This is a genomic window from Rhodococcus sp. 1163 (assembly GCF_002091985.1).
Taxonomy (GTDB): domain Bacteria; phylum Actinomycetota; class Actinomycetes; order Mycobacteriales; family Mycobacteriaceae; genus Rhodococcoides.
Genome location: NZ_MKKX01000016.1, coordinates 147,596 through 168,985, shown reverse-complemented (window position 1 = coordinate 168,985; position 21,390 = coordinate 147,596). Strand labels below are relative to the sequence as shown.

The 21,390-nt window shown below is 61.8% G+C and carries 21 protein-coding genes; 12 read left to right on the top strand and 9 right to left on the bottom strand.

The annotated features are described in order from the left end of the window. The first annotated feature begins 2 nt into the window (after window positions 1-2). Both BJD99_RS03430 and BJD99_RS03425 read left to right on the top strand, forming a co-directional pair. Window positions 3-647, top strand: a complete 645-nt coding sequence (locus BJD99_RS03430) for a ScbR family autoregulator-binding transcription factor (protein ID WP_084345128.1) — start codon at window positions 3-5, stop codon at window positions 645-647. A gap of 83 nt (window positions 648-730) precedes the next feature. Then, the gene (locus BJD99_RS03425; protein WP_084345380.1) at window positions 731-1,522 is read left to right on the top strand and encodes an SDR family NAD(P)-dependent oxidoreductase; all 792 of its coding nucleotides are present in this window, start codon (window positions 731-733) and stop codon (window positions 1,520-1,522) included. A 124-nt stretch (window positions 1,523-1,646) separates the two neighbouring features. On the opposite strand, the gene BJD99_RS03420 is transcribed toward BJD99_RS03425, so the two are convergent. Continuing rightward, a complete protein-coding gene (locus BJD99_RS03420) occupies window positions 1,647-2,375 on the bottom strand; it encodes an alpha/beta hydrolase (protein WP_084345379.1) in 729 nt (242 codons plus the stop codon). 263 nt (window positions 2,376-2,638) lie between these two features. Here BJD99_RS03420 and BJD99_RS03415 point away from each other — a divergent pair, with 263 nt between their 5' ends. Then, window positions 2,639-3,241 (top strand): dihydrofolate reductase family protein, encoded by a 603-nt coding sequence (locus BJD99_RS03415; protein ID WP_084345378.1) that lies wholly within the window; start codon window positions 2,639-2,641, stop codon window positions 3,239-3,241. 46 nt (window positions 3,242-3,287) lie between these two features. Here the strand turns inward: BJD99_RS03415 and BJD99_RS03410 are convergent, their stop codons facing one another. Both BJD99_RS03410 and BJD99_RS03405 read right to left on the bottom strand, forming a co-directional pair. Beyond that, the gene (locus BJD99_RS03410) at window positions 3,288-4,448 is read right to left on the bottom strand and encodes a hypothetical protein (protein ID WP_084345377.1); all 1,161 of its coding nucleotides are present in this window, start codon (window positions 4,446-4,448) and stop codon (window positions 3,288-3,290) included. Continuing rightward, complete coding sequence (locus BJD99_RS03405; protein ID WP_084345376.1) at window positions 4,445-5,632, bottom strand: phosphotransferase family protein; 1,188 nt, start codon at window positions 5,630-5,632, stop codon at window positions 4,445-4,447. Before BJD99_RS03405 ends, BJD99_RS03410 begins: the two co-directional genes overlap by 4 nt. 121 nt (window positions 5,633-5,753) lie before the next feature. On the opposite strand from BJD99_RS03405, the gene BJD99_RS03400 reads away from it, so the two are divergent. Further along, the gene (locus BJD99_RS03400) at window positions 5,754-6,404 is read left to right on the top strand and encodes a TetR/AcrR family transcriptional regulator (RefSeq protein WP_084345375.1); all 651 of its coding nucleotides are present in this window, start codon (window positions 5,754-5,756) and stop codon (window positions 6,402-6,404) included. Between the two features lie 20 nt (window positions 6,405-6,424). Here the strand turns inward: BJD99_RS03400 and BJD99_RS03395 are convergent, their stop codons facing one another. Beyond that, window positions 6,425-6,862, bottom strand: a complete 438-nt coding sequence (locus BJD99_RS03395) for a MarR family winged helix-turn-helix transcriptional regulator (RefSeq protein WP_218775702.1) — start codon at window positions 6,860-6,862, stop codon at window positions 6,425-6,427. Between the two features lie 67 nt (window positions 6,863-6,929). On the opposite strand from BJD99_RS03395, the gene BJD99_RS03390 reads away from it, so the two are divergent. From BJD99_RS03390 to helR, 3 genes are all read left to right on the top strand, one after another. Further along, on the top strand, window positions 6,930-7,304 hold the full coding sequence (locus BJD99_RS03390; protein WP_084345374.1) for a cupin domain-containing protein: 375 nt from the start codon (window positions 6,930-6,932) through the stop codon (window positions 7,302-7,304). Between the two features lie 66 nt (window positions 7,305-7,370). Further along, window positions 7,371-7,958, top strand: a complete 588-nt coding sequence (locus BJD99_RS03385) for an FKBP-type peptidyl-prolyl cis-trans isomerase (protein ID WP_256895457.1) — start codon at window positions 7,371-7,373, stop codon at window positions 7,956-7,958. 245 nt (window positions 7,959-8,203) lie between these two features. Further along, window positions 8,204-10,414, top strand: a complete 2,211-nt coding sequence (gene helR, locus BJD99_RS03380; RefSeq protein ID WP_373270505.1) for an RNA polymerase recycling motor ATPase HelR — start codon at window positions 8,204-8,206, stop codon at window positions 10,412-10,414. 20 nt (window positions 10,415-10,434) lie between these two features. Here helR and BJD99_RS03375 read toward each other — a convergent pair whose 3' ends face one another. Then, the gene (locus BJD99_RS03375; RefSeq protein WP_256895454.1) at window positions 10,435-10,680 is read right to left on the bottom strand and encodes a hypothetical protein; all 246 of its coding nucleotides are present in this window, start codon (window positions 10,678-10,680) and stop codon (window positions 10,435-10,437) included. Window positions 10,681-10,782: 102 nt separating this feature from the next. Here BJD99_RS03375 and BJD99_RS03370 point away from each other — a divergent pair, with 102 nt between their 5' ends. Together BJD99_RS03370 and BJD99_RS03365 are read left to right on the top strand one after the other, a co-directional pair. Further along, window positions 10,783-11,577 (top strand): HugZ family protein, encoded by a 795-nt coding sequence (locus tag BJD99_RS03370; RefSeq protein WP_084345372.1) that lies wholly within the window; start codon window positions 10,783-10,785, stop codon window positions 11,575-11,577. 197 nt (window positions 11,578-11,774) lie between these two features. Then, window positions 11,775-13,166 (top strand): NAD(P)/FAD-dependent oxidoreductase, encoded by a 1,392-nt coding sequence (locus BJD99_RS03365; protein ID WP_084345371.1) that lies wholly within the window; start codon window positions 11,775-11,777, stop codon window positions 13,164-13,166. A 28-nt stretch (window positions 13,167-13,194) separates the two neighbouring features. Here the strand turns inward: BJD99_RS03365 and BJD99_RS03360 are convergent, their stop codons facing one another. The 3 genes from BJD99_RS03360 to BJD99_RS03350 all read right to left on the bottom strand — a co-directional run bounded on the left by BJD99_RS03360 (window position 13,195) and on the right by BJD99_RS03350 (window position 15,118). After that, window positions 13,195-13,578: a helix-turn-helix transcriptional regulator gene (locus BJD99_RS03360; protein ID WP_084345370.1), complete on the bottom strand. Its 384-nt coding sequence runs from the start codon at window positions 13,576-13,578 to the stop codon at window positions 13,195-13,197. A gap of 87 nt (window positions 13,579-13,665) precedes the next feature. Next, window positions 13,666-14,136 carry a PaaI family thioesterase gene (locus tag BJD99_RS03355; protein ID WP_084345369.1) on the bottom strand — a complete coding sequence of 157 codons (471 nt, stop codon included), beginning with the start codon at window positions 14,134-14,136 and terminating at the stop codon, window positions 13,666-13,668. 220 nt (window positions 14,137-14,356) lie between these two features. Continuing rightward, the gene (locus tag BJD99_RS03350) at window positions 14,357-15,118 is read right to left on the bottom strand and encodes a hypothetical protein (RefSeq protein ID WP_084345368.1); all 762 of its coding nucleotides are present in this window, start codon (window positions 15,116-15,118) and stop codon (window positions 14,357-14,359) included. Window positions 15,119-15,320: 202 nt separating this feature from the next. Between BJD99_RS03350 and BJD99_RS03345 the strand changes: the two genes are divergently transcribed. From BJD99_RS03345 to BJD99_RS03335, 3 genes are read left to right on the top strand one after another with little or no spacing between them, the layout of a single operon-like run. Further along, window positions 15,321-16,796, top strand: coding sequence for an iron chelate uptake ABC transporter family permease subunit (locus tag BJD99_RS03345; RefSeq protein ID WP_084345367.1), 1,476 nt, complete (start codon window positions 15,321-15,323; stop codon window positions 16,794-16,796). After that, the gene (locus tag BJD99_RS03340; RefSeq protein WP_256895450.1) at window positions 16,793-17,896 is read left to right on the top strand and encodes an iron chelate uptake ABC transporter family permease subunit; all 1,104 of its coding nucleotides are present in this window, start codon (window positions 16,793-16,795) and stop codon (window positions 17,894-17,896) included. Before BJD99_RS03345 ends, BJD99_RS03340 begins: the two co-directional genes overlap by 4 nt. Beyond that, the gene (locus BJD99_RS03335) at window positions 17,893-18,759 is read left to right on the top strand and encodes an ABC transporter ATP-binding protein (protein ID WP_084345366.1); all 867 of its coding nucleotides are present in this window, start codon (window positions 17,893-17,895) and stop codon (window positions 18,757-18,759) included. Before BJD99_RS03340 ends, BJD99_RS03335 begins: the two co-directional genes overlap by 4 nt. Here BJD99_RS03335 and BJD99_RS03330 read toward each other — a convergent pair. Beyond that, window positions 18,756-21,389: a bifunctional lysylphosphatidylglycerol flippase/synthetase MprF gene (locus BJD99_RS03330; RefSeq protein WP_084345401.1), complete on the bottom strand. Its 2,634-nt coding sequence runs from the start codon at window positions 21,387-21,389 to the stop codon at window positions 18,756-18,758. The two genes, BJD99_RS03335 and BJD99_RS03330, sit on opposite strands and share 4 nt — an antisense overlap. Window position 21,390 lies beyond the last annotated feature (1 nt).

The window sequence follows — 21,390 nt, the reverse complement described above, 5'->3', positions numbered from 1 at the left end:
ACATGCAGGAGCGCGCTGTTCTTACGCGCCAGGCCGTCATCTTGGGAGCTGCCACGAGCTTCGAAAAGTTCGGCTACTCCGCCAGCCTGGGCACCATCCTGCAGCACGCCGGTGTGAGCAAAGGTGCGATGTATTTCCACTTCGCGTCTAAGGAAGAGCTCGCGCACGCGGTCATCGAAGCGCAACACGCTATGGCCATGGAAGGCAACCGACTGGTGGGCACTCAGTCCGACACCGCGATCGAGATGCTGGTGCTGGTGTCCCAAGAGATGGCGCGGCAGCTCGTAACCGAGCCCATCGCGCGAGGCGGCATGCGCTTGACGATGGAAATCGGGAGCATCCAGGGTCCGATAGAAAAACCGTACTTGGACTGGATCGACGCCATCAAAGAGATTGCGCTGCAAGCAGCCGAGGACGGCGACATCGTCGAGGGCACCGACATCGACGCGCTGGCCCGGTTCATCGTGGGCTCGTTCACCGGAGTGCAGATTCTCTCGGAGATGTTGACCGGCAGAACCGACCTGTACGAGCGGTTGAACCAGATGTGGAACCTGGTGTTGCCGACCATTGTTCACAAGAGCATATTGGCTCACGTAATGAGATTGGCCGCGCTTACACCCCGTAAATCGGAAGCGGCGAGCGCCTGACACAGTCGATGCCACGCGGCGGATATCACCGCGTGGGTAGTCGGCGATGAAATTTTCCATTGCATGAAACTGGGAGTGAGACGATGACGAATCGGTGGGCGGGCAGGTCTGTGGTGATCACCGGTGGTGGGACAGGTATTGGCCGCGGCATCGCCGAGGCCTACGCACGCGAAGGTGCGAGCGTGTTGATCGCCGAGATCGACGGAGAGTTGGGTGAACGAGCCGCGGAGCAGTTGCGCGGGCAGTACAACGGGCGGGTCGAGTTCGTGCGCACCGACGTGACAGACCGGCAGCAAGTGCACGACATGGTCGGAGCCGCCGTCTCGAACTTCGGCCGGGTGGATGTGTTGATCAACAATGCGTGGGGCGGGATCCCCTACGCACGTCTGGAGAAGACACCGGAGGAGTCGGTACGCGCCGGATTCGACATGGGAGTGATGGCTGCGTTCTGGGCGATGCAGTCTGCGTTTCCCGAACTGAAGAAGCACGGAACCGGCCGGGTAATCAACATCGCCTCGCTCAATGGCGTGAACGCCCACATGTACTCAGTCGCCTACAACATGGCGAAAGAAGCTCTACGCACACTCACTCGCACAGCTGCGCGGGAATGGGCTCAGCATCAAATTTGCTGCAACATAATTTGTCCTGGCGCCAAGAGCGCGGCGTTCGAGCGGATGGAGGCCGCAAGTCCGGAGAATGCGGCGGCGATGGCCAGCGCGAATCCGATGGGACGCATGGGCGACCCGTTGGAGGATATCGGGCCAGTGGCTCTCTTCCTGGGCAGCGATGATTGCCGGTACATGACGGGCAACACCCTCTTCGTCGACGGTGGGAGCCATATCAACGGCGTGCAGTGGGCGCCGAACGTCGACTGACAACCCCGCGCTCACCGATACTGCGGGACGGATATCAGGCTCGTCGCTGCCCGTCCGGTCGATACCGCGCTCCTCTGACACGAAACCGATAGCGGACATCGCGACAGGTGCCGGGAACGGACGACTAACTCGAGTGTCGGGCGAGGAACTGGGCCCCACCGCTCACCTCGAACTGTGGTACTCCAGCATGCCCGCCCATGTTCGCGTGCAACGTCTTCTCTTCGGAGCCGAAGGCGTCGAACAGATCCAAAGCGGCCTGCCGGTCGTTCCCTTCGTCGTCCCACTGCAGGAGAACCTGTAGCGGAATGGTGACCTGACGGGCCTCGTCGAACATGGCGGCGGGCACGAAGCTACCCGCGAACAACACGGCGGCAGTGATACGGGGCTCGACCACCGCCAACCGGATACCGATGGCTATCGGTCCTCCCGAGAACCCGACCGGTCCGCGGACTTCAGGTAGCGCAAGGAGAGCGTCCAAAGCGGCCTGCCATTCCGGGACTGCCTTGTCCACCAGCGGAAGTACGAGCCGATCGACGATCTCGTCGACCGGCTCACCGGTTGCCAGCGCCCGCCGCAGATCGCTGCGGGCCTGCTCCGCGGCGGCGGAACGGGGCCGCTCACCGCCGCCAGGAAGCTCGATGGCGGCCGCGGCGAAGCCGTGCTCCAAAACTGACGCCCGGGCCCGCCCTACCAACCGGGAGTGCATTGCGTGCAGTCCTCCAGGGTGGCCGAGTAAAACCAGCGGCACCGGTACGGATGCAGACTCGGGGGTCCACAGAATGCCGGGGATCCCGTCGAGAGTGAACGCGCGCTCGACAACGCCGTCGTCATGCTGTGCAGAAGTGAATTTCATGGTCGTGCCTTTCGAGAGTGCTCGTGAACGGCGCTCCCGGACGATCTTTTCGTCCGACCGTGATGAAAGGAAGAAGCACCCATGTCGTTACAGCGTTCACAGGTACCACCTCCTTGTTCTCGTGCACGGTCTCCGGCAACGTAGCAGGGCCGATCGGGATCCAACAACGTATTTTCTGGCAACTCAATAGCCTGGGTCCACCAGAAGCAGAAGGCATGTGAGATGGGGCGATGAGTTTCGATCGCGGTGGCAGTCTGAACGGCATGACCCGAACTACCGCACACGCGTCGATCTCCCTTGACGGCTTCGTCGCCGGCCCTGATCAGGACAAGGACAACCCGTTGGGTGTCGGAGGCCTCCAACTGCACACATGGCATATCGGTGAGGCCACGAACGAGGCTGATGCCGCGCTCACCGCTGAACTACTGCGGCCCCGTGGAGCATTCATCATGGGCCGTAACATGTTTGGCCCCGTCCGGGGCGAATGGGATGAGGACTGGAGCGGGTGGTGGGGTGACAATCCCCCGTACCACGCACCGGTGTTCGTCCTCACCCACTACCAACACGAACCGATCGAGATGGCGGGTGGCACTACTTTTCACTTCGTGACCGATGGTTTCGATTCCGCCTATGCCCAGGCCCAGGCCGTGGCCTGCGAAAACGACATCTCCATCGCCGGCGGAGCGTCGACCGTTCGTCAAGCCCTCGCCGCCGGCGTGATCGACGAACTCGTCCTCGACATCACACCAATCCTGCTCGGAAGCGGTGAATCACCGTTCGAAGGCCTGACAAACTTGAGCCTCGAACCAATTGAAGCGATTCATTCTCCGCTGACGACGCACGTGCGGTATCGCGTGAAGCACTGACATGGGACGTCGCCGACGGCTCAGAATTCGGCCGACGCCCGGATGCTCAGGGGGCGACGTCGCCGACCCCGGTGAACCCGTATTGCTCGTGGGGTCCGATGACCGCCACCTCGAAAAGTCCTGCGCCAGTGCGGGAGACGCCGTCCTCGATGATGGTGAATCGCGCGAGATTGTCGACAGGGCTGAACATCTTCTTCCAGGGCTCGATCTCGGAGACCTTCTCGCGAAACCCCTGGACCACCAGCTCGCCCTGCCACATTCCGTGGCGCCAATCTTGCTCGAGGCCGTACCCGGTGCCGACCCCCAGGTAGTGCGGAAGCACTGGTTCGCAGGTCACGGTGAGGACGTGGTCCGGCTTGCCGGGCGAACCCGGTCTACGGAAGTACAGTGTCCCGGTCTCGACCTCGCGGGTACCCGGAACGAAGCTCAGCTCGTGATCCGGTCGGCCCAGCCACTCCCGGTCACGAGTTCGATCGGCGAAGACCCGAGTCGAGTCCTCGACGATGCGCCGCCCGTGCCTGTCCTCCTGAATGACCGTGACAATGGTGAAGTCTCCGAACTGCATGATCGAGTAGATCCAAAAGAAGTTCTGCTCGGCGGCGATCGCCGGATCGCCCTTGCGTCCAGGTGGTTCCGCCTCGCCCACTGGCCGTACGCCCCAGGAACGGTCACGGTTGCCGCGCCACGTGTCCGGCGTGACGGGGATTGCCTCGCCGTCGAGCGTCAGTGTCCCAGCCCACGTCCCGGTTTGGACGAACCGCTGGGTGTCGAAGGTGACCCGCTCGAGTTGCCGGTGGAAATGCCTCGCCTCGAGGTTCGCCGGCACGTCGGACTCGAATTCGAGATCGAAACTGAGGTCGGGAGCCTCCAGGCTCGGTTCGAGAACGACTCGCAGACGGTGCAATCCTTCGATTATCTCGATCCGTAACGGTCCGACGGACAGATCCATGCGGTCCTCCCCTAGCGCTCGGGAAGCTCGAAACACGACGTGATCATCTCCGCGTCGTAGGACCGCAAACCCGTCGCACACACCGAGATTGGGATACTGACCTAGTCCGATGATGAGGAACAGTGGATCAGCCCCGTCGACCCCGGCGTGACAATTGAAGTAGTAACGGTCGTAGAAATTGCGGTCCGAGGTGCCGACATGTCGGATGGGCTCGGCGATCTGGTGGACTGGGTAGTCGTCCAGCGGAGACAGAGTCATGACGCAGCTCCCGCCGTGACGCCGGCCCAGTAGGTGCCGTCCAGCATGGCTTCGAGACTCGCTCGGTGCATGATCATGTCATCTGGGTTCTCCGGTAGCTGAGCTTGGCCGAAAGCGACGGCACGGCGTTGCACTCGGAACATGATGACGGCGTGACGAACAGCCGCGTACAGCGTGTAGAAGTCCAGATCGGCCGGTCGGTGCCCGGTCAGCTCCCGATACGTGTCGGCGACGTCTTCGCGGCGGAGAAGGTCGGGTAGCCCGGGGAGCCCGGCCATCGTGGCGAGATCCTCGAAAAACCTGTGTAAGTTGATCATCCAGCCGAGATCCAACTCGCGCGGTCCGAGCGTGGCCATCTCCCAATCGAGTACCGCTGCAGGCTCGAAGTCCTGGTAGATGACGTTGCCTATGCGGGAGTCGCCCCAACACAGCACCGCCGGTCGGTCGTCGGTGGGCAGGTTCGCCTCGATCCAGTCGAGTCCGCGTTCGATCAGCGGAGACCGTGGTCCGTCAGCGGTGGCCCACTCGTAGTAGCGCCGTTGACCCGCGACATGCGCGCGCAGCGCCGTCTCCCCGGTGGGTTCGTCGTCGCCGTCGGTACATCTCAAACTCGGGCATACGCGGTGGGGCTCGGCGATGGCATGCAGGTCGACGAGAACCTGGATAGAGGAAAGTTGGAGTCGGGAACGTTCTTCGACCGTCCCCTCGGACAGCCAGGATCCGAAGTTGTACGGCATCACGTCGGGAGGGACGTCGCCCTTGACCCGCTCCATGACGAAGAACTCTCCACCGAGGACCTCGGGCGAGGACTCCGACCAGTAGACACGGGGAATCGGCACCGACGTGCGTTCCGCAACCGCTCGCATGACATGGAACTGCTGGTCCAAATTGTAGGTCGGGAAGATCGGCACCCCGACGACGGCAGGTGCGATCCTCGCAACCAGAAGGTGCTCCGAGCGGCACCCGTCCTCGGTCCACACAGCATCGAACAGCACCGTCTCGTTGGACATCCCTGTACCGGCCGGAATTTCGGTCGAGGTCACCTCCGGCTGGGATTCGGCGTCGAGAACTGTGACCAGCCACCGCTCGAGTCGCGCCCGCAAGACAGCAGGATCGCTGCGGGACTCACCTGGTCGGGCGAGCTCGGCAAAGTCGGGATCTGCTCCCCTGGATTCTGAAGTCATAACCACTCCTAGTGGCTTGGGAGACACCGATGGCACGCGCTAGTCGTTACACTTTGTATCGACTGAAGCCGTGACAGAATGTAACGGACGTCACACCGAAACCACAAGGGGCCCGTAGAAGATGCCGAAGGAACCCGAGGCCCAGCATCGGCTCGGCCCACAGCGGAACCCGACGATCGACGCAGCCGTGCTGGATGCCACCCGACAATTGCTGACAGAGAAGGGATATGCCGCCACCACGATCGAGGCGATAGCAGCCCTCGCGGGCGTCGGACGCCCTGCCATCTATCGGCGTTGGCCATCGAAGGCCCACATAGTCAACGAGGCCGTCTACCCCGTTCTGGACACGGATCTGGGCGCCGACATCGACTCGACACTCGGCGTCACCGGCACGATGGCCGACCAGGTCCACGCCTTGGTGCAGGGCGCGGTCACACTTTTCGCCTCTCCTGCCACCCGGGCAGCAGCCCCCGGGCTGATGAGCGAGGTACGTACCGACGGAGCGTTACGTGAAGTGTTGGTCGTACGCCAGCTCGCAGGAGTGCGAGCGGAACTGGAGCGCCGACTGGTCGCAGCCCGCGAACAGGGCGAAATTCGTGCAGGTGTCGACGTGGACACTCTCCTCGACATCCTCGCGGGTGCCGCGATCTTCGCGATGTCGGTCCGCGATATCGACGATCCTGGGCCGGTCGCCGACGCTTTGGCCGACATCGTCCTGCACGGCATCCTCCCCACCGAGCAGTCGGAGGGCGATGCGCGGACCACCGAATAGCACCGGTCAGGCTCTTGTATTCACCACAACGGCCGGAGCCGTCCCGGTACAGCCAGGGTTGCGAGCGTCTCCCCCATCTGCATCAGTTGTTCGGCACCAACAGCGGATTCCCATTGCCGGTAGACAGCGAGAGCGCACTCTTCTGCGGCTCTCGTGGCCCGTATCCCTTTGGGTGTCAACATGATCAACGTCGATCGCTTGTCCCGGGGATTCTCGACGCGCTCCAGATAGCTCGACTCGACGAGTTGGTCGGTCATTTGACTTGCTGCTTGCTTGGTCACTCCGAGATGTGCGGCTATCTCGCTCGTGGTGCATCCGGCCCCGGATACGCGAGCGAAGAGGAATCCATGAGCGGGCCGGAGGTCGTCGAATCCGCGGGTCGACATGCCGGACTGTATGCCGTCCGCGAGGACGTGGGCACACGACAACAGGGAGAACGGAAGCTGCGCGGAATTCACCCTTGACAGTGTAGACAAGTTGCTTGACCATTGTAGTCAAGCAAATTGTCTAACTCGGGAGCATGTCATGCCAACGATCACCTCGAGCGCTACACGTCGGTTCGAACTTCACGGTTCCGTATTCACCTCCTACGTTTCACCCACGACCTCCGCGAGCACCGAGTTGTGCGGCTGGATGCTCGATGTCGCACCGCATACCCCCGGTGCCGAACACACCGTGTCGAACGAAGAAGTGCTTCTCGTACTGAGCGGACTGTTGACAGTCCATATAGATGGTGTTGCAACAGTTCTCGGCCCGGGTGACGTCGCGCAGGTGCCGGCGAAGAGCAGTTTTCGCGTGCAGACAGAAATCGACTCGGCGCGAGTGTGGGTAGCCACCACGGTGGGCATGTCTGCCGAGCTACCCGATGGCTCGACTCTGACACCACCCTGGGCCCGATAAGCGATCTCGATGAACGATGCGGGTTCGAGTTCCTCCGCGCGATCGAGGTTCTGTAGCGTGATCGACGTGAATTATTCTCGCGCAACCAAATCCGGCATACTCGTGGCCTGCGCCGCGTCGCTCGCTGTGGTGCTCGCAGCATGCGGCTCCGATTCGACTACCTCATCGGTCAGCGAATCTGCACCTGCATCCACCACCTGCCCGGCCCAAACGCCCGAGGCCGGCACCACACCCGAATGGACGCTTCCCGGATCCACCGGCAGCGTGGCAGTTGCCGGATCAACCGATACGACGGCTCCCCTCGTCGAGGTCACCACACCGTTCGCTGTGACCGAGACCCAGGTACACACGCTGCAGACCGGTGACGGACCTGTTGTGGCCGACGACGCGACGGTCTCGGTCTGCTACATGGGGGTCAACGGCCGCGACGGTTCGGTCTTCGACAGCAGCTACGAACGTGGCGCACCGGTCGAGTTCCCGCTTGCCCGAGTCGTACCAGGCTTTCAGAAGGCGATCGCCGGGCAGACCGTCGGGTCGAAGGTAGCTGTCGCGATGACATCCGCCGACGGGTACCCCAGTGGTCAGTCGTCCGCTGGCATCGAGCAAGGCGACACCTTGGTCTTCGCGATCGAGATCATCGACGTCTCGGGCTGATACACCGAATCCTCTGATGAACGGGGCCGGTAGCAAGGCCCTTTTCGACCTTTACCGAGCCGCTTGGACCGTGCAGCAGCTTCCCTTCCCTTTTCAACATATAGCGCACCCGGGGGCTTGTGGCAAGACCCCGGGTGCAGCGCAGAATTACCGGCTGAAGCCGAAAGCTGCGGAAAGGGAGGGAAACTCATGCATCTACCTGTACCCGATTTACCACCGATTTCGAACCCATCGCGATTCGAGCAATGGGAGACGGCGGCGTGATCCCCACCACCGACAGTGCCTTCGATCTCTCGGATCGACTCATCGCCAAAGCCCACCCCGCGTTGATCTTGGACGACGAGCAACATTTCGCTGCGATCGCGACAAGCCTCTCGAAATCTATCGCCGACTTGACCGACCGACTCGATTCCGTCCGCAAGGAGACCGGCCGGATGGGCCAGGAACTGATGGAACGCGATTTCGAAATCCACCGACTCACTGCTCGCCTTCGGTCTCTACGCCGATTCGGCTTGGACCTATGTCTCGGCCATGTCGTCGATGCAGAAACACACGAGTCGTCGTACATCGGCAGGCTAGGACTTCTGGACACGGCGGGAAATCAACTCCTCGTCGACTGGCGCTCCCCTTCAGCCGAGCCTTACTTCGGCGCAACACAGGCCAACCCGATGGGGCTGGCCCGCCGGCGTCGGTATCGCTGGACTTGTGGAAGCGTGAGCGACTACTGGGACGAGGTTTTCACTGCTGACGAACTCGAAGGCGAGAATGGGGTGCTCCGACTCGCTGCCCTCGACGATCACTCGGCATTCATAGCGAGTCTCGGCAGTGACAGGTCACACCGGATGCGCGATGTGCTGGGAACGATCCAAGCCGATCAGGATGCGATCATTCGCGCAGGATCGCGCGGGGCGCTCGTCGTCGACGGGGGTCCCGGCACGGGGAAGACGGTCGTCGCGCTTCACCGGGCTGCTTACCTTCTGTACGGCGATGCCCTGGTCGGCCGTCATCGAGGTGGTGTGCTGTTCATCGGGCCGCACGAGGCCTACCTGACCTACGTCGCCGACGTCCTACCGAGCCTCGGTGAAGAGGGCGTCCACATTTGCACCTTGCGGGACCTCGTGTCAGAAGGTGCGTCCGCCGCACTCGAGGAAGACGCTTCGGTCGGCCGCCTCAAAGCGTCGAGACATCTCGTGACGGCCATCGAGTCGGCCGTCAGATTCTACGAGCAGCCACCGACCACGGGAATGGCCGTCGAGACCGACTGGGCCGACCTTTGGCTCGGCCCCCAGGACTGGGCCGAAGCGTTCGGTGCACCCGAACCGGGCATTCCGCACAACGAGGCCCGAGAACAAGTGTGGGAGTTGCTTCTGACAATCCTGACCGACAAATACGACGGCGACGTTTCGGCCAGGACCATCCGAACGTCGTTGCATGAGAACGAGGAGTTGCGCGCTGTTCTGGAGAAGGCATGGATCTTGGTCGAAGCCAACGACCTCGTCGCAGACCTATGGTCGGTACCCGCTTATCTTCGTAGATGTGCACCCTCGCTCAGCGAGGACGACATCGCAACGCTGCAGCGCCCGAAGCCCAAGAGTTGGACAATCTCCGACCTCCCACTTCTCGATGCCGCGCGTAGGCGCCTCGGCGATCCGAATCTGTCACTGAAGCACCGCCGCCGAGCTGCAACCGAAGCGGGCGAACGTAAGCGGATGGACCGGGTTGTGGACGAGCTACTTCAATTGGACGACGACGAAGGAATGATCGCCCAACTTCGCCAAAAAGGCGTTCGAGATGCCCTCGTCGACGACATGGTCCTTACAGATTCCGATTCCCCGGACAGCGGTCACGCCGCGCTAGCAGGCCCGTTCGCGCACATAGTCGTCGACGAGGCTCAAGAACTGACCGACGCGGAGTGGCAAATGCTCTTCTCACGCTGCCCATCCCGGAGCTTCACCATAGTCGGAGATCGCGCCCAAGCTCGCCGAGGGTTCACGGAGTCGTGGCAGGAGCGGCTGCGACGAGTCGGGTTCGAACACGTCGAGGTGTCGTCACTGACCATCAACTACCGAACACCCGAGGAAATCATGACGGAAGCCGAACCGATCATTCGAACCGTTCTGCCGGACGCCAACGTACCGACCTCCATTCGTCGGAGCGGCATCCCCGTCGTGCACGGACGCACGTCAGAGTTGGCTTCGATTCTCGATACATGGTTGGCCCACCACACCGAAGGGATCATTTGCATCATCAGCGCCGATGCCGCCGGAAGCATTGAACTCCGGGCGAATTCACGTGTTCGCGTGCTGACTCCAGAAACGTCCAAGGGCCTCGAATTCGATCTCGTAATTCTGATCGACCCCGACGCATTCGGGACAGACACCGAGGGAGCGGTCGACCGCTATGTCGCCACGACGCGTGCGACGCAAAAGTTGGTCGTGCTCACGACTTCTCGATAAATACGCGAATTACCCCTGCCTCAGCCGTCGTGTTCACTTTTGCGTCGTCGAGCCCGCAGGCGACCGAACTTGATGGCGAAGGCCCCCAGAATCACCAACCACCCGACTGCGAGTACACAAAGCCCCACCGTGGTCGCCGACATGGTCTTGTGGTCATCGGCATATACATATCCCACACCCGCCCATATCGCGGCCACCACAACGAACAACCCCATCGCAGCCACCACGGCCCGGACCGTTCGGTTCGTGCGCATCACCTTGATCACCGGGAGAGTATGCCCGCGATTCGCGCGGCGAAACGAATTTTCCGAGTCGCCTGGGCCACACGAACGTTCACGACGGCCGAACACGCTCCGTAGACTGCGACCATGGCACTCGATCATGGCGATCCCGGCGACGCTCCTTCCGTCCCTCCCCCGTTGGGCGAGTTCGAACCTGTCCGACGGATGTCGGCAGCCGAAGAGGCTCGAACCGTCGCAGCATCGACCAACTCAGGCACCCTCGCCAGTCTGACTGTCGGCGGTGACCCGTGGGCGTCCTACATCACCTATGGCTTACTGGGCGGCTCACCGGTTCTGTGTGTCTCGAACATGGCCGAGCACGGACGGAACCTCGATCACGACCCTAGGGCGAGTTTGTCGGTGGTCTCCCCGGCATCGGTCACCGATCCTCTCGCGACATCGAGAATCACTCTCGCCGGCGTGGTGGAACGACCATCTGGCGACGGGATAACCGCTGCGCGGCAAGCGCATCTATCGGCTGTCCCCGCCGCCAAGTACTACATCGACTACAGCGACTTCTCGGTGTGGATTCTGCGCGTGGAGCGAGTCCGGTGGGTAGGCGGATACGGCCGGATGGATTCCGCACTCGGTGTCGACTATGCATCCGCATCGGCAGATCCGGTGGCGACGCAGGCCGCCGGTGCGCTCACGCACCTGAACGAGGATCACAGCGAGTCGTTGCTCGCAATGGCCCGCGCTATCGGTGGCTACCCGGATGCGACGGAAAGTACGGTCACCTCGGCCGACCGGTACGGGCTGGACCTCGCCGTGCTCACTCCACGTGGGAAGGCGACCACTCGCGTTGGATATGCCGAACCGATTGCCGACGTTTCCGACCTACGCGCGGCAACAGTGGAGCTGGCGCAGCGCGCTCGCGCCTGATGATCCGACGACTTCTGAAGCGATACAGAAGCAAGCAGGTCGTTTTTCGCAGTCGACCTCTGATCACTCGCCCAGGTCAGTGGCACTAACCGTCATGTCAGCGCCCGATTCGTCCTCCGACATGGGAACCTTGCCGAGACACCCCAAACCCGGACCGTTACCGTTGTGGTACATCTCAAATCTCTAGGAGCAGGTTAATGAGCATCCAACCGGTCGAGTCGAAGCGTCATCACGTCGTTGTCATCGGTTCCGGATTCGGTGGCTTGTTCGGCGTCAAGGCACTCAAGAAGGCCGACGTCGACGTCACTCTGGTCGCTAAGACCACCCACCACCTATTTCAGCCGCTTCTCTACCAGGTGGCCACCGGCATCCTGTCCGTGGGCGAAATTGCTCCCACGACACGGGTCATCCTGCGTAAGCAAAAGAATGCAGAGGTTCTCCTCGGTGACGTTCTAGCCATCGATCTGACGGCCAAGACCGTCACCTCCAAGCTTCTCGAACGGGTCACCGTGACCCACTTCGACAGCCTCATCGTCGCGGCCGGAGCACAGCAGTCGTACTTCGGCAACGACCACTTCGCCGAGTTCGCACCTGGTATGAAGACGATCGACGACGCTCTCGAGCTTCGTGGTCGTATTCTCGGCGCGTTCGAGCAGGCCGAATTGTCGGACGATCAGGAAGAGAAGGACCGTCTGATGACCTTCGTGGTTGTCGGCGCAGGACCTACCGGAGTCGAACTCGCCGGTCAGATAGCAGAACTGGCAGATCGCACCCTCGACGGTGCATTCCGAAACATCGACCCCCGTGACGCGCGTGTCATTCTGCTCGACGCGGCCCCGGCTGTGCTGCCGCCCATGGGCGAAAAGCTCGGCCACAAAGCCGCAGCACGGCTCGAGAAGCTCGGCGTCGAGATTCAGCTGAACGCCATGGTCACCGATGTGGACAACGACGGCCTGACGGTCAAGGAAAAGGACGGTACGACCCGTCGCATCGACGCACAGTGCAAGGTCTGGTCCGCCGGAGTGCAGGGCAGCCCGCTCGGGAAGCAACTCACTGATCAGTCCGGGTCCGAGACCGATCGTGCTGGAAGAGTCATTGTCGAACCCGACCTGACAGTCGAAGGCCACCCCAATGTTTTCGTGGTCGGCGACCTGATGTCCGTCGAAGATGTTCCTGGTATGGCACAGGGTGCGATCCAGGGGGCCAACTACGCCGCCAAGCAGATCAAAGCGTCACTGACCGGAGCCGATCCGGCAGAACGCAAGCCGTTCAAGTACTTCGACAAGGGGTCTATGGCCACGGTGTCGCGCTTCAATGCCGTCGCCAAGGTCGGAAAGTTCGAGTTCGGCGGGTTCATCGCTTGGGTCATGTGGCTCGCGTTGCACCTGTACTACCTGGTCGGTTACCGCAGCCGCATCACCACGGTCATTTCTTGGTTCGTCACCTTCCTCGGGAAGGGACGTGCACAGATGGCGTCTACCGAGCAGCAGGTGTTCGCACGATTGGCCATCGAGCAATTGAACTCGATGGAATCGAAACGCTCTTCGCAGAAGAGGATCGAAAAGCAGGAGCAGAAAACCGCGGGCTGACAGGCTCAGCGACGGTGATCACTCGGCGTCATTCGTGCACATGTAGTGCATGGGTGGCGCCGAGTTGGTGCAGCATGCCGTGTACGACGTCGTCGTCGAGTCGGTAGGTCATCTTTTTGCCGTCGCGCTGAACGGCAACCCACCCCTCGTTGCGAAGAAGACGTAGGGCGTGCGAGACGGCGGTCGGCGTCATTTCCAGCGCCGACGCCAGATCGGTGACGCAAATGCCGGGCGCCCGGTGCATACACAGCAGAATGCGCAGCCGAGTCGGATCGCCCAACAGGTCGAAGCGTTGGACCCACACTCCGATATCGTCGACTGCGGCGATCGCCGCACGTGCCTGGGCGACGTTTTCGGGATCGAACGCTCCGACCCTCGGAGACGACATACCGCTGCCGACCGTTTCACTCATGACTGCAAAGGTAGTGCGTCGAGTTCGAGGAGAATCATCGACGCGGCAACGCGGCGCTCCCGCCGCGCCGACAATCTCCTCGTGGGCTCATGTCGCGGCGTTTCCCAGAATTGCCGTGTCGACGATATTGGCGAGCCGAACCTTGCCTTGTGCAACATGCTTTCCAGCTTCGTCGGATATGTCCACCTGCCAGATCTGCTGAGTGCGGCCCCGATGGACAGGGGTGGCTACGCCGGTGAGGCGACCCGAACGCGTTGCGCGGAGAAAGTCCGTGTTGTTGTTGACGCCCACGACGTGTCCGCGGTCACCGAGCCACACGCTCCCGCCGATGCTGGCAAGCGACTCGACTACGGCACAGAGAACGCCACCGTGCATGATCCCGGCTGGCTGGTGGAGCTTGGGCGTCACGTCCCACGTCGCGCGGACTCGATCGCCGGAGACTTCGAGATACTCCAGTCCTAGGGTGCCGTCGAAACCCTGCGCGACCATCTCGGTGATGTCGGCTGGATCGACATTCGTATCAGAAGGAGTTGTTACCTTCGGTTCGTTCTGGCTCATTCAGGCCCTCCTAGGGTGTCGTGGCCGCGCGTGGCGAGCGGCGTGTGATCTCCCCAGAACTACACGAGACCCAGCCGAGAAAAATCGGCGGACCCACATCCGAATGGATGTGGAGCCCGCCGCGGCAAGGACCGGGAGTCACTGCAGCCCTCAGGACTCCGGCGCGGTCCGTTAGTTCCATATCAGCCTAGGCTACCCTTATTTTATCCGCAAGGGGTGTTCATGACGCTCGCAAGCGAAGTCGTCCGATCGACGCTGGACGCGAACGGACCGGAACTCCGGCTGCAACAAATGCGTCGAGAAGCGCTTGTCCGCGACGAGCACTCGATACTCCGAGCGATCTCGACAACATGGGCACGTGTGTCGATGCGCCGAGTACTGCATCACCGACCAACGACCAGAAGACGCGCGGATCGAGGGGCGCAGAGTCAGCGATCGCCCGAGAAACGACATCGAGGGAAGTGATGCATCGGTGGGCCGTCCAGATCAGCAGCGCTTCCTCACATGGAAGAGTGACCGTCCCCGAAGCCCCTTCGAGGCTGTCGCCGGGCAATACTCTCAGCACGGGCGAAGTGAGCCCCGCCCAGTCGATACCGCCGTCGCTGTCCATGTGAATCCACAGATTGTCGATGCCCGGATCCCACGTACGCCCCTGAAGAACCAACAAGGCGACGACGCGGCCCACGATTGCATGAATCAGCGCGGTTGCCACCTGGATCGCTGCCACCTCGGGAGTCTTCACGTCCTCGAGGGAGCGAGTGACCATCTGCTCCGCACGACCACTTTCGAGGCCTACTGCCAGCTGCCACCAGCGACGCTTCGCCTCGTTCGCCATCGATGCAACCGCATACATACGGGGGTAGGCCGAGTTCAACGCACGAAGGTCGACGCACGCCTCGCCCAGCGGACCGCCCTCGTCGCTGCACGAAAGCGAACGATGCACATCGGCCCAGGCATCGGACGTCGTTGTTACAACTGACACCAGAACACTCCCTTGTTCGAACGACATAACCCTGAAGGGCCACGAGCAATAGGTTAGCCTAACCAATGTACCGAGTCGACACCGCGGCTTCGGTTTTTGTGTGCTTGTACGGATTGGCTAGCCTTCCCGGACGTAGGTAAGGACAAAGGGTTCCGTAACCTAAGCGGCAGAACCTTCAACAAAGTGAGGAGTCACAACTACTGTGACGACGGCCCCATCACTCGGATCGAAAAGTCCGCGTCCGCCTTCGGACGTGAACTTTTCGAGAGAGCAGATACCACGCGGACCTGCCCCGTGGTATCTCCGCGTCGTCGCAGCGTTCGTCGACCTTGCGATTGTGCTGCTACCTCTGGGGATCGGGTGGTCGATCGTCGATTCTCTCCGCGACGACAATGGCGGTGGAGAGGCGGACAGACTCGTCTTCGGCGCCATCTCGGTGGTCGTTGCAGTCGGGCTGCTGCTGTGGAATCAGGGTTTTCGCACTGGGCACGACGGTCAGAGCACTGGCAGGCGATGGACTGGACTCGTAGTCCGTGACTCCACAACCGGAGGACCGATCGGTGTCCGTCGAGGACTCCGTAGGCAGTTCGCTCTCGGCCGCTCGAGCACCGAGGTGGTGCGCGACAAGACCGCATACGCCGAACAGTTCGAACCCGTCCCCCGCGAGAACTCGGTGCAGACCATCCGTAGACGAAGGCTCTTCGGACTTCTCGTTCTGACCGTCGCGTTGGTAGCCGCGATTCTCGCGAGCATCGCCATCGGCGCGAGGCCGCTGACATTCGAGGAGATCGGCAACGCATTGGTGCATTCGACCGGCACCGATACCGACATCATCGTTCGTACCCTTCGCGTCCCGCGCACCCTCCTGGCACTTGTCGTCGGAATCGCACTCGGGATCGCAGGAGCCTTGATTCAAGGCCACACGAGAAACCCCTTGGCCGACGCCGGACTGCTGGGTCTGAATGCCGGCGCGGCCTTCTTCGTCGTGCTCGCCATATATCTCTTCGGATTCAACTCCCCCAGCCAGTATCTTTGGTTCGCCTTCGCCGGTTCGGCATTGGCGAGCATCGTCGTATTCGGGCTGTCCTCGATCGGGACCGGGAAGGCGAGTCCGCTCAACCTTGCGCTCGCGGGTGCCGCTGTCGCGTTCTTCCTGGCCGCCATGACCAATGCAGTGGTGCTGATAGACCAAACCACCTTGGACGGTTACCGGTTCTGGTCGGTAGGCTCGGTTGCCGGCCGTGGGCTCGACGTCCTCTGGCAGGTTCTGCCGTTCCTGGTGCTCGGCGTGATCATCGCTCTCGCCAGTACTCCTGGCCTCAACGTCATGAGCCTCGGCGAGGACGTCGCACGGTCGTTGGGTGTCAACATCGCACTCAGCAGAACTGTCGGCATCATCGCCATTACGCTGCTGACGGGTGCAGCGACGGCAGCGTGTGGACCGATCGCGTTCATCGGACTGGTGGTTCCGCACGTCGCCCGCGTCGTCACCGGACCGGACTATCGATGGCTGGTCCCCTACGCAGGTTTGATGGGCGGCGTGATGCTTCTGATGGCAGATGTCATCGGACGCGTCGTTGTGCGCCCCGGCGAACTACAGGTTGGCATCGTCCTCGCGCTGTTCGGGGCACCATTCTTCATTGCTCTGGTCCGTCGACGAAAGTTGGCGAGCCTGTGACCACAGTGGAATCGAAGACCCCGTCGGCGGAGCAAACGAAGCTGACAGTTCCGTCCAGACCTGGATTCCGGATCGGTCGTCTCTCGTTGGTACGGCGGCCATTGATGGTGCTGATCAATATTGTGCTGTTGGCGGCACTGTTGTTGACGGTGTGCCTCAACATTGGACGCGGAGACTTCCCTCTGTCGATAGGGCACGTCATCGACGTTCTGTTCGGTGGCGGCACACGAATCGAGCGATTCATCGTGATGGACCTACGATTGCCGCGCTCTCTCACCGGGGTGCTCGTCGGAATGGCTCTCGGTATGTCCGGTGCCGTGACGCAATCCATTTCGCGAAACTCACTCGCGAGTCCGGACATCCTCGGCATCACCGCCGGCGCCAGTACTGCAGCCGTGGCACTCATCGTCCTCGGTGGCGGTAGCACCTTCGCCGGCGTTCTCGCGACCCTCGGGTTGCCGCTCGCCGCGCTCATCGGAGGAATCGCCACCGCGGCGGTCATCTATGCACTCGCATGGAAGCGCGGCGTCCAGGGATTTCGGCTGATCCTCGTCGGAATCGCGATCAATGCCATGTTGACAGCGTCGATCGGATGGCTTCTGATCAGTGCCGACATAAACGACGTGTCGCGAGCTCAGCTGTGGCTCAACGGCTCACTGAACGGTGCAGACTGGGACTCGGTGTGGCCGGTCATGAGCGCGGTGCTCATAGTCGGCGGCCTGACCGTCGTATCGACTTTCACCCTCGGCGCCCTCCGCCTCGGCGACGACAATGCTCGATCACTCGGCGTGCGACTGCAATTGCGCCAGGCAGCACTGCTTCTCGCTGCGGTAGCGCTCGCGGCCATCGCAACGGCCGCTGCCGGCCCCATCGGGTTCGTGGCGTTGGCAGCCCCCCAGATCGCGCTGCGGCTAGTGAGAACACCCGGGCCGCCGATCATTGCGTCGGCGATCCTGGGCGGGCTACTCGTCGTCGGCAGCGATCTCATCGCGCGAACGATACTGCCGGTAGAGTTCCCCGTCGGCATCGTGACCTCCGCACTCGGCGGACCGTTCCTTCTGTACCTTCTCGTCCGCAGCAATCGAAAGGCCTCCGCATGACCGCCACCGATCTGCCACGTCTCGTCGCGGAGGATCTCACTCTCGGGTACGGAGACCGCATCGTCGTAGAGAATCTCGACCTCGAGGTTCGCACCGGTGTGATCACCACGGTGATCGGACCCAACGGGTGCGGCAAATCGACTTTGTTGCGCGCTCTCGGCCGGTTGCTCAAACCGAAGTCGGGCAGGGTTGTTCTCGATGGAAAAGCGATCTCGACGATGCGCACGAAGGACGTCGCACAGGTCCTCGGGATGTTGCCGCAGGCACCCGTTGCGCCGGAAGGCCTGACTGTCGCCGACCTCGTCTCGCGAGGTCGCCACCCCCATCAGTCCTGGATTCGACAGTGGAGCTCGGACGACGAGTCCGAGGTCGCGAACGCCCTCGAGCTGACCGGAGTCGGTGATCTGGCCGATCGGCCGGTCGACGAACTGTCCGGTGGTCAGCGCCAGCGGGCTTGGATTTCCATGGCGCTCGCACAGGGCACGGATATTCTGCTGCTCGACGAACCGACCACCTATCTCGACCTGGCGCACTCGCTGGAGGTTCTCGACTTGATCGACCGACTCCACGAAGACCTGGGCCGCACCGTGATCATGGTGCTGCACGACCTCAATTTGGCCGTTCGGTACAGCGACCAGATCATCGTCATGTCCCAAGGCAAAATTGTCGAAGCAGGTCGCCCCCAGGACGTGATCTCGGAGAAGCTTCTACTCGACGTGTTCGGCCTCGAAGCAAGAGTGATCGAGGACCCGGTGTCCGACCGCCCTCTCATCGTTCCTATCGGCACTCGACATGTCTACGGCGCCATAGGCGGCCCACAGAGGGAAGCGGTCGCCACGGCCTCGTTCTCCTCGGAGAGCTAACGCTCGATCATCGTTCGAACCAGTCGATAGCCCTGCCCCAGCGAGACTTCGGGTAGATACGCCCGCCCGACTGCATTTCCGATGCTCGGCAATGCCGCTGGATCGGCGAACGTCATATGCATGGACTCGTACCTGGGCTGGAATTTCGATTTGAAGGCGAGCAAGGACCTGAATCCGTACACGGGTTCCAGGGTCCTGCCCAGTACGTCGAGCAAGCGATCGAGCAAAGTCGAGAAGGTGGACGCATCCGTCGAAGTTTCCGTGCCTCGGCCGTCGTCGATCTTGGCCAAGGGTGCACCGGACAAGCTCAAGAACCTCACACCCTCTTGCTCCAGAAGCAGAGCGGCCGATGCGATGAGGAATTCCATCGCCGGTCGAAAGCCTTCGGCGCGGCGACGCATGAAATCGAGAGTCCAACCGACGATCTCGCCGTTCTCGTATACCGGCATCCACGAGGTGATTCCGTGAACGGTCCGATGCTCGTCCACAGCGATCAGGCATCGGACATGTGGATCGTCGACTTCTTCCAGGCCTCCCAGGGTGAAGCCCATTTCGGGCATCCCTTTATCGGCGACCCATTCCTCCGAGATCGCCGTGATCTGGTCGGTGATGGCTAGCGGAGCTTCGGGGAAGCTGATCCACTCCGCGACCACACCCGCCTTCTTCGCTCGGTTCAAGGCGGTCCGAACGTCTTGGAATCGTTTACCGGTGAATGCCAAATTCTCGAGGTCGAGGATCGTCTCCTCACCCACCTGAATGCCACCCCACCCGATACTGTCGGTGATCTCCCGCACCTGAGGTGTCACCGAGTAGAAACACGGAATCCAACCGTTCTTCGACGCAAACTCCGCGAAGTCGACGACGTTGTCTCGCAGTCTTTCTCGTGGCCCTACTGGATCGCCGGTGGTCAGGGCTACGCCAGAAATGACGCGATACGCAACATAGCTCCGCGCATCGGGCGAGAACCAGTATTTGTTGCCACGCCAGGTCGTCATCCACGACAGCGCGCTGCCACTGCTGGTTGTCAGCAATTCCTTGGCCCGTTCGGTGGCGTCGGTGTCGACGCCGTATGCAGGGGTGAGAAAGGTATTGAGGACAAGTACGCACAGTGCCGCCCAGAACACGACTCCGGTCCATTCGAACAGCAACGTGGTCGGAATGCTCTCGGGCAAGAACCGTGGCTCGAGCCACTGGAGATACACCGGTGGGACCAACCTCTGCGGGAAGTCCGCGAGCAATCCGAGGATCGAAGGTTCGTTGTCGAATCCCCCGCGCGCCACGAGGCCGCCCAGAACATACAGAACAGCCAGTCCCACTGCTGATCCGACGACGGCAAAGCCCCAAGTGCGGTAGGTCCCCTTCGGCGCTGATACATCGAAGAACTTGCGCGTCAACAATAGAAGAACGAGAACCGCAAGCGGCAGGAGGAACGGAACAATTGTGCGGTACGCAGTCGGCGACTCGAGACCGTAGAAGACGGACTGGTCGTCTCCCGATTCCACGAATCTGATCGCAAAGTTGGCCACTGACAGAACCAGCAGTACGATCTGGGCGAAAACTGTTGCAGTCCAAGCGAATTTACGACCTCGCCGCAGTCCGTCGGCCAAAAACAGCAAGAAGATCGATGGCATGAGAGAGAGTATCGTCGGACCCACTCCACCCAACCGCAACTCCAGAAGTCCGGTACGACACTCCGGGTCGGTGGGTGAATCAGCACAGATTTCGCGTACCTCGGCAGCGGTATAAGGAACCCCGCGCACGACGTCGCGGAGCACCGCGAACGGGCCGACGGCGTCGGGACTCAAGGCAGCGATGACCGGACCGAGCGCACTTGCAGCCACGATGAGCGCAACGAGCACACGACCTTCGCGCTGCGTACCAGCGAGCCGCGGGCCCCGCGCAGACCTGCCCACGATCACTGGACCGAGCAGCAATCCGACCACAGCGGACGCGAGGCGAATGACATCTTGCAAATGCCCACTGAACAGCGCCAGCGTGACCAACAACGCAAACAATCCCACACGGATACGCCGTCGCCACAAGGTGTCCATGCGAGCGCTTGCCACCATGACGACACCCACGATCCACGTCGTAGGCCCGATAGCGGTTCCGACATGCAGCCGAAAACCCCAGTCCGCGTCGAACATCTTGGCCAAGGCTGCGACTCCGAGGCCTAGCAATACACCCAGTACCTGAGTGAGCAATGCAGCTATTGCAAACTTGACCGAACCTATCCTTCGTTCGATCGGAGCGGCGGCCACCAGGATCGCAACGATCGCCACTACGTACCCAAGGACACCGGGCGCGACAAGCCCGGAAGTCAACGCTGTCCATACCCGGAACTCCTCGAACGGCATGATCCCGACGGCGAAGTCACGATGAATCGTGTTGCGCCCGAGGCTCGCGCCGAGAATGCCGAATATCAAGACGGCGGTCAGCAATCCGAAGCTGACGGGCGCTCCCTTGGCACCGAATACGATCAGAGACCGCAGTCGTACGAGTTGTCGTACCGCTTTGTGCCACGCCGTCGCTGCACGAAGTCTTCGTCGATCGAACCAAGACGGGGTCGAGGGAGTCGTGTCCGGCGCTGATGCATCTGCCGACGGGACCTGTTGGTTGTCTTCGGAAATT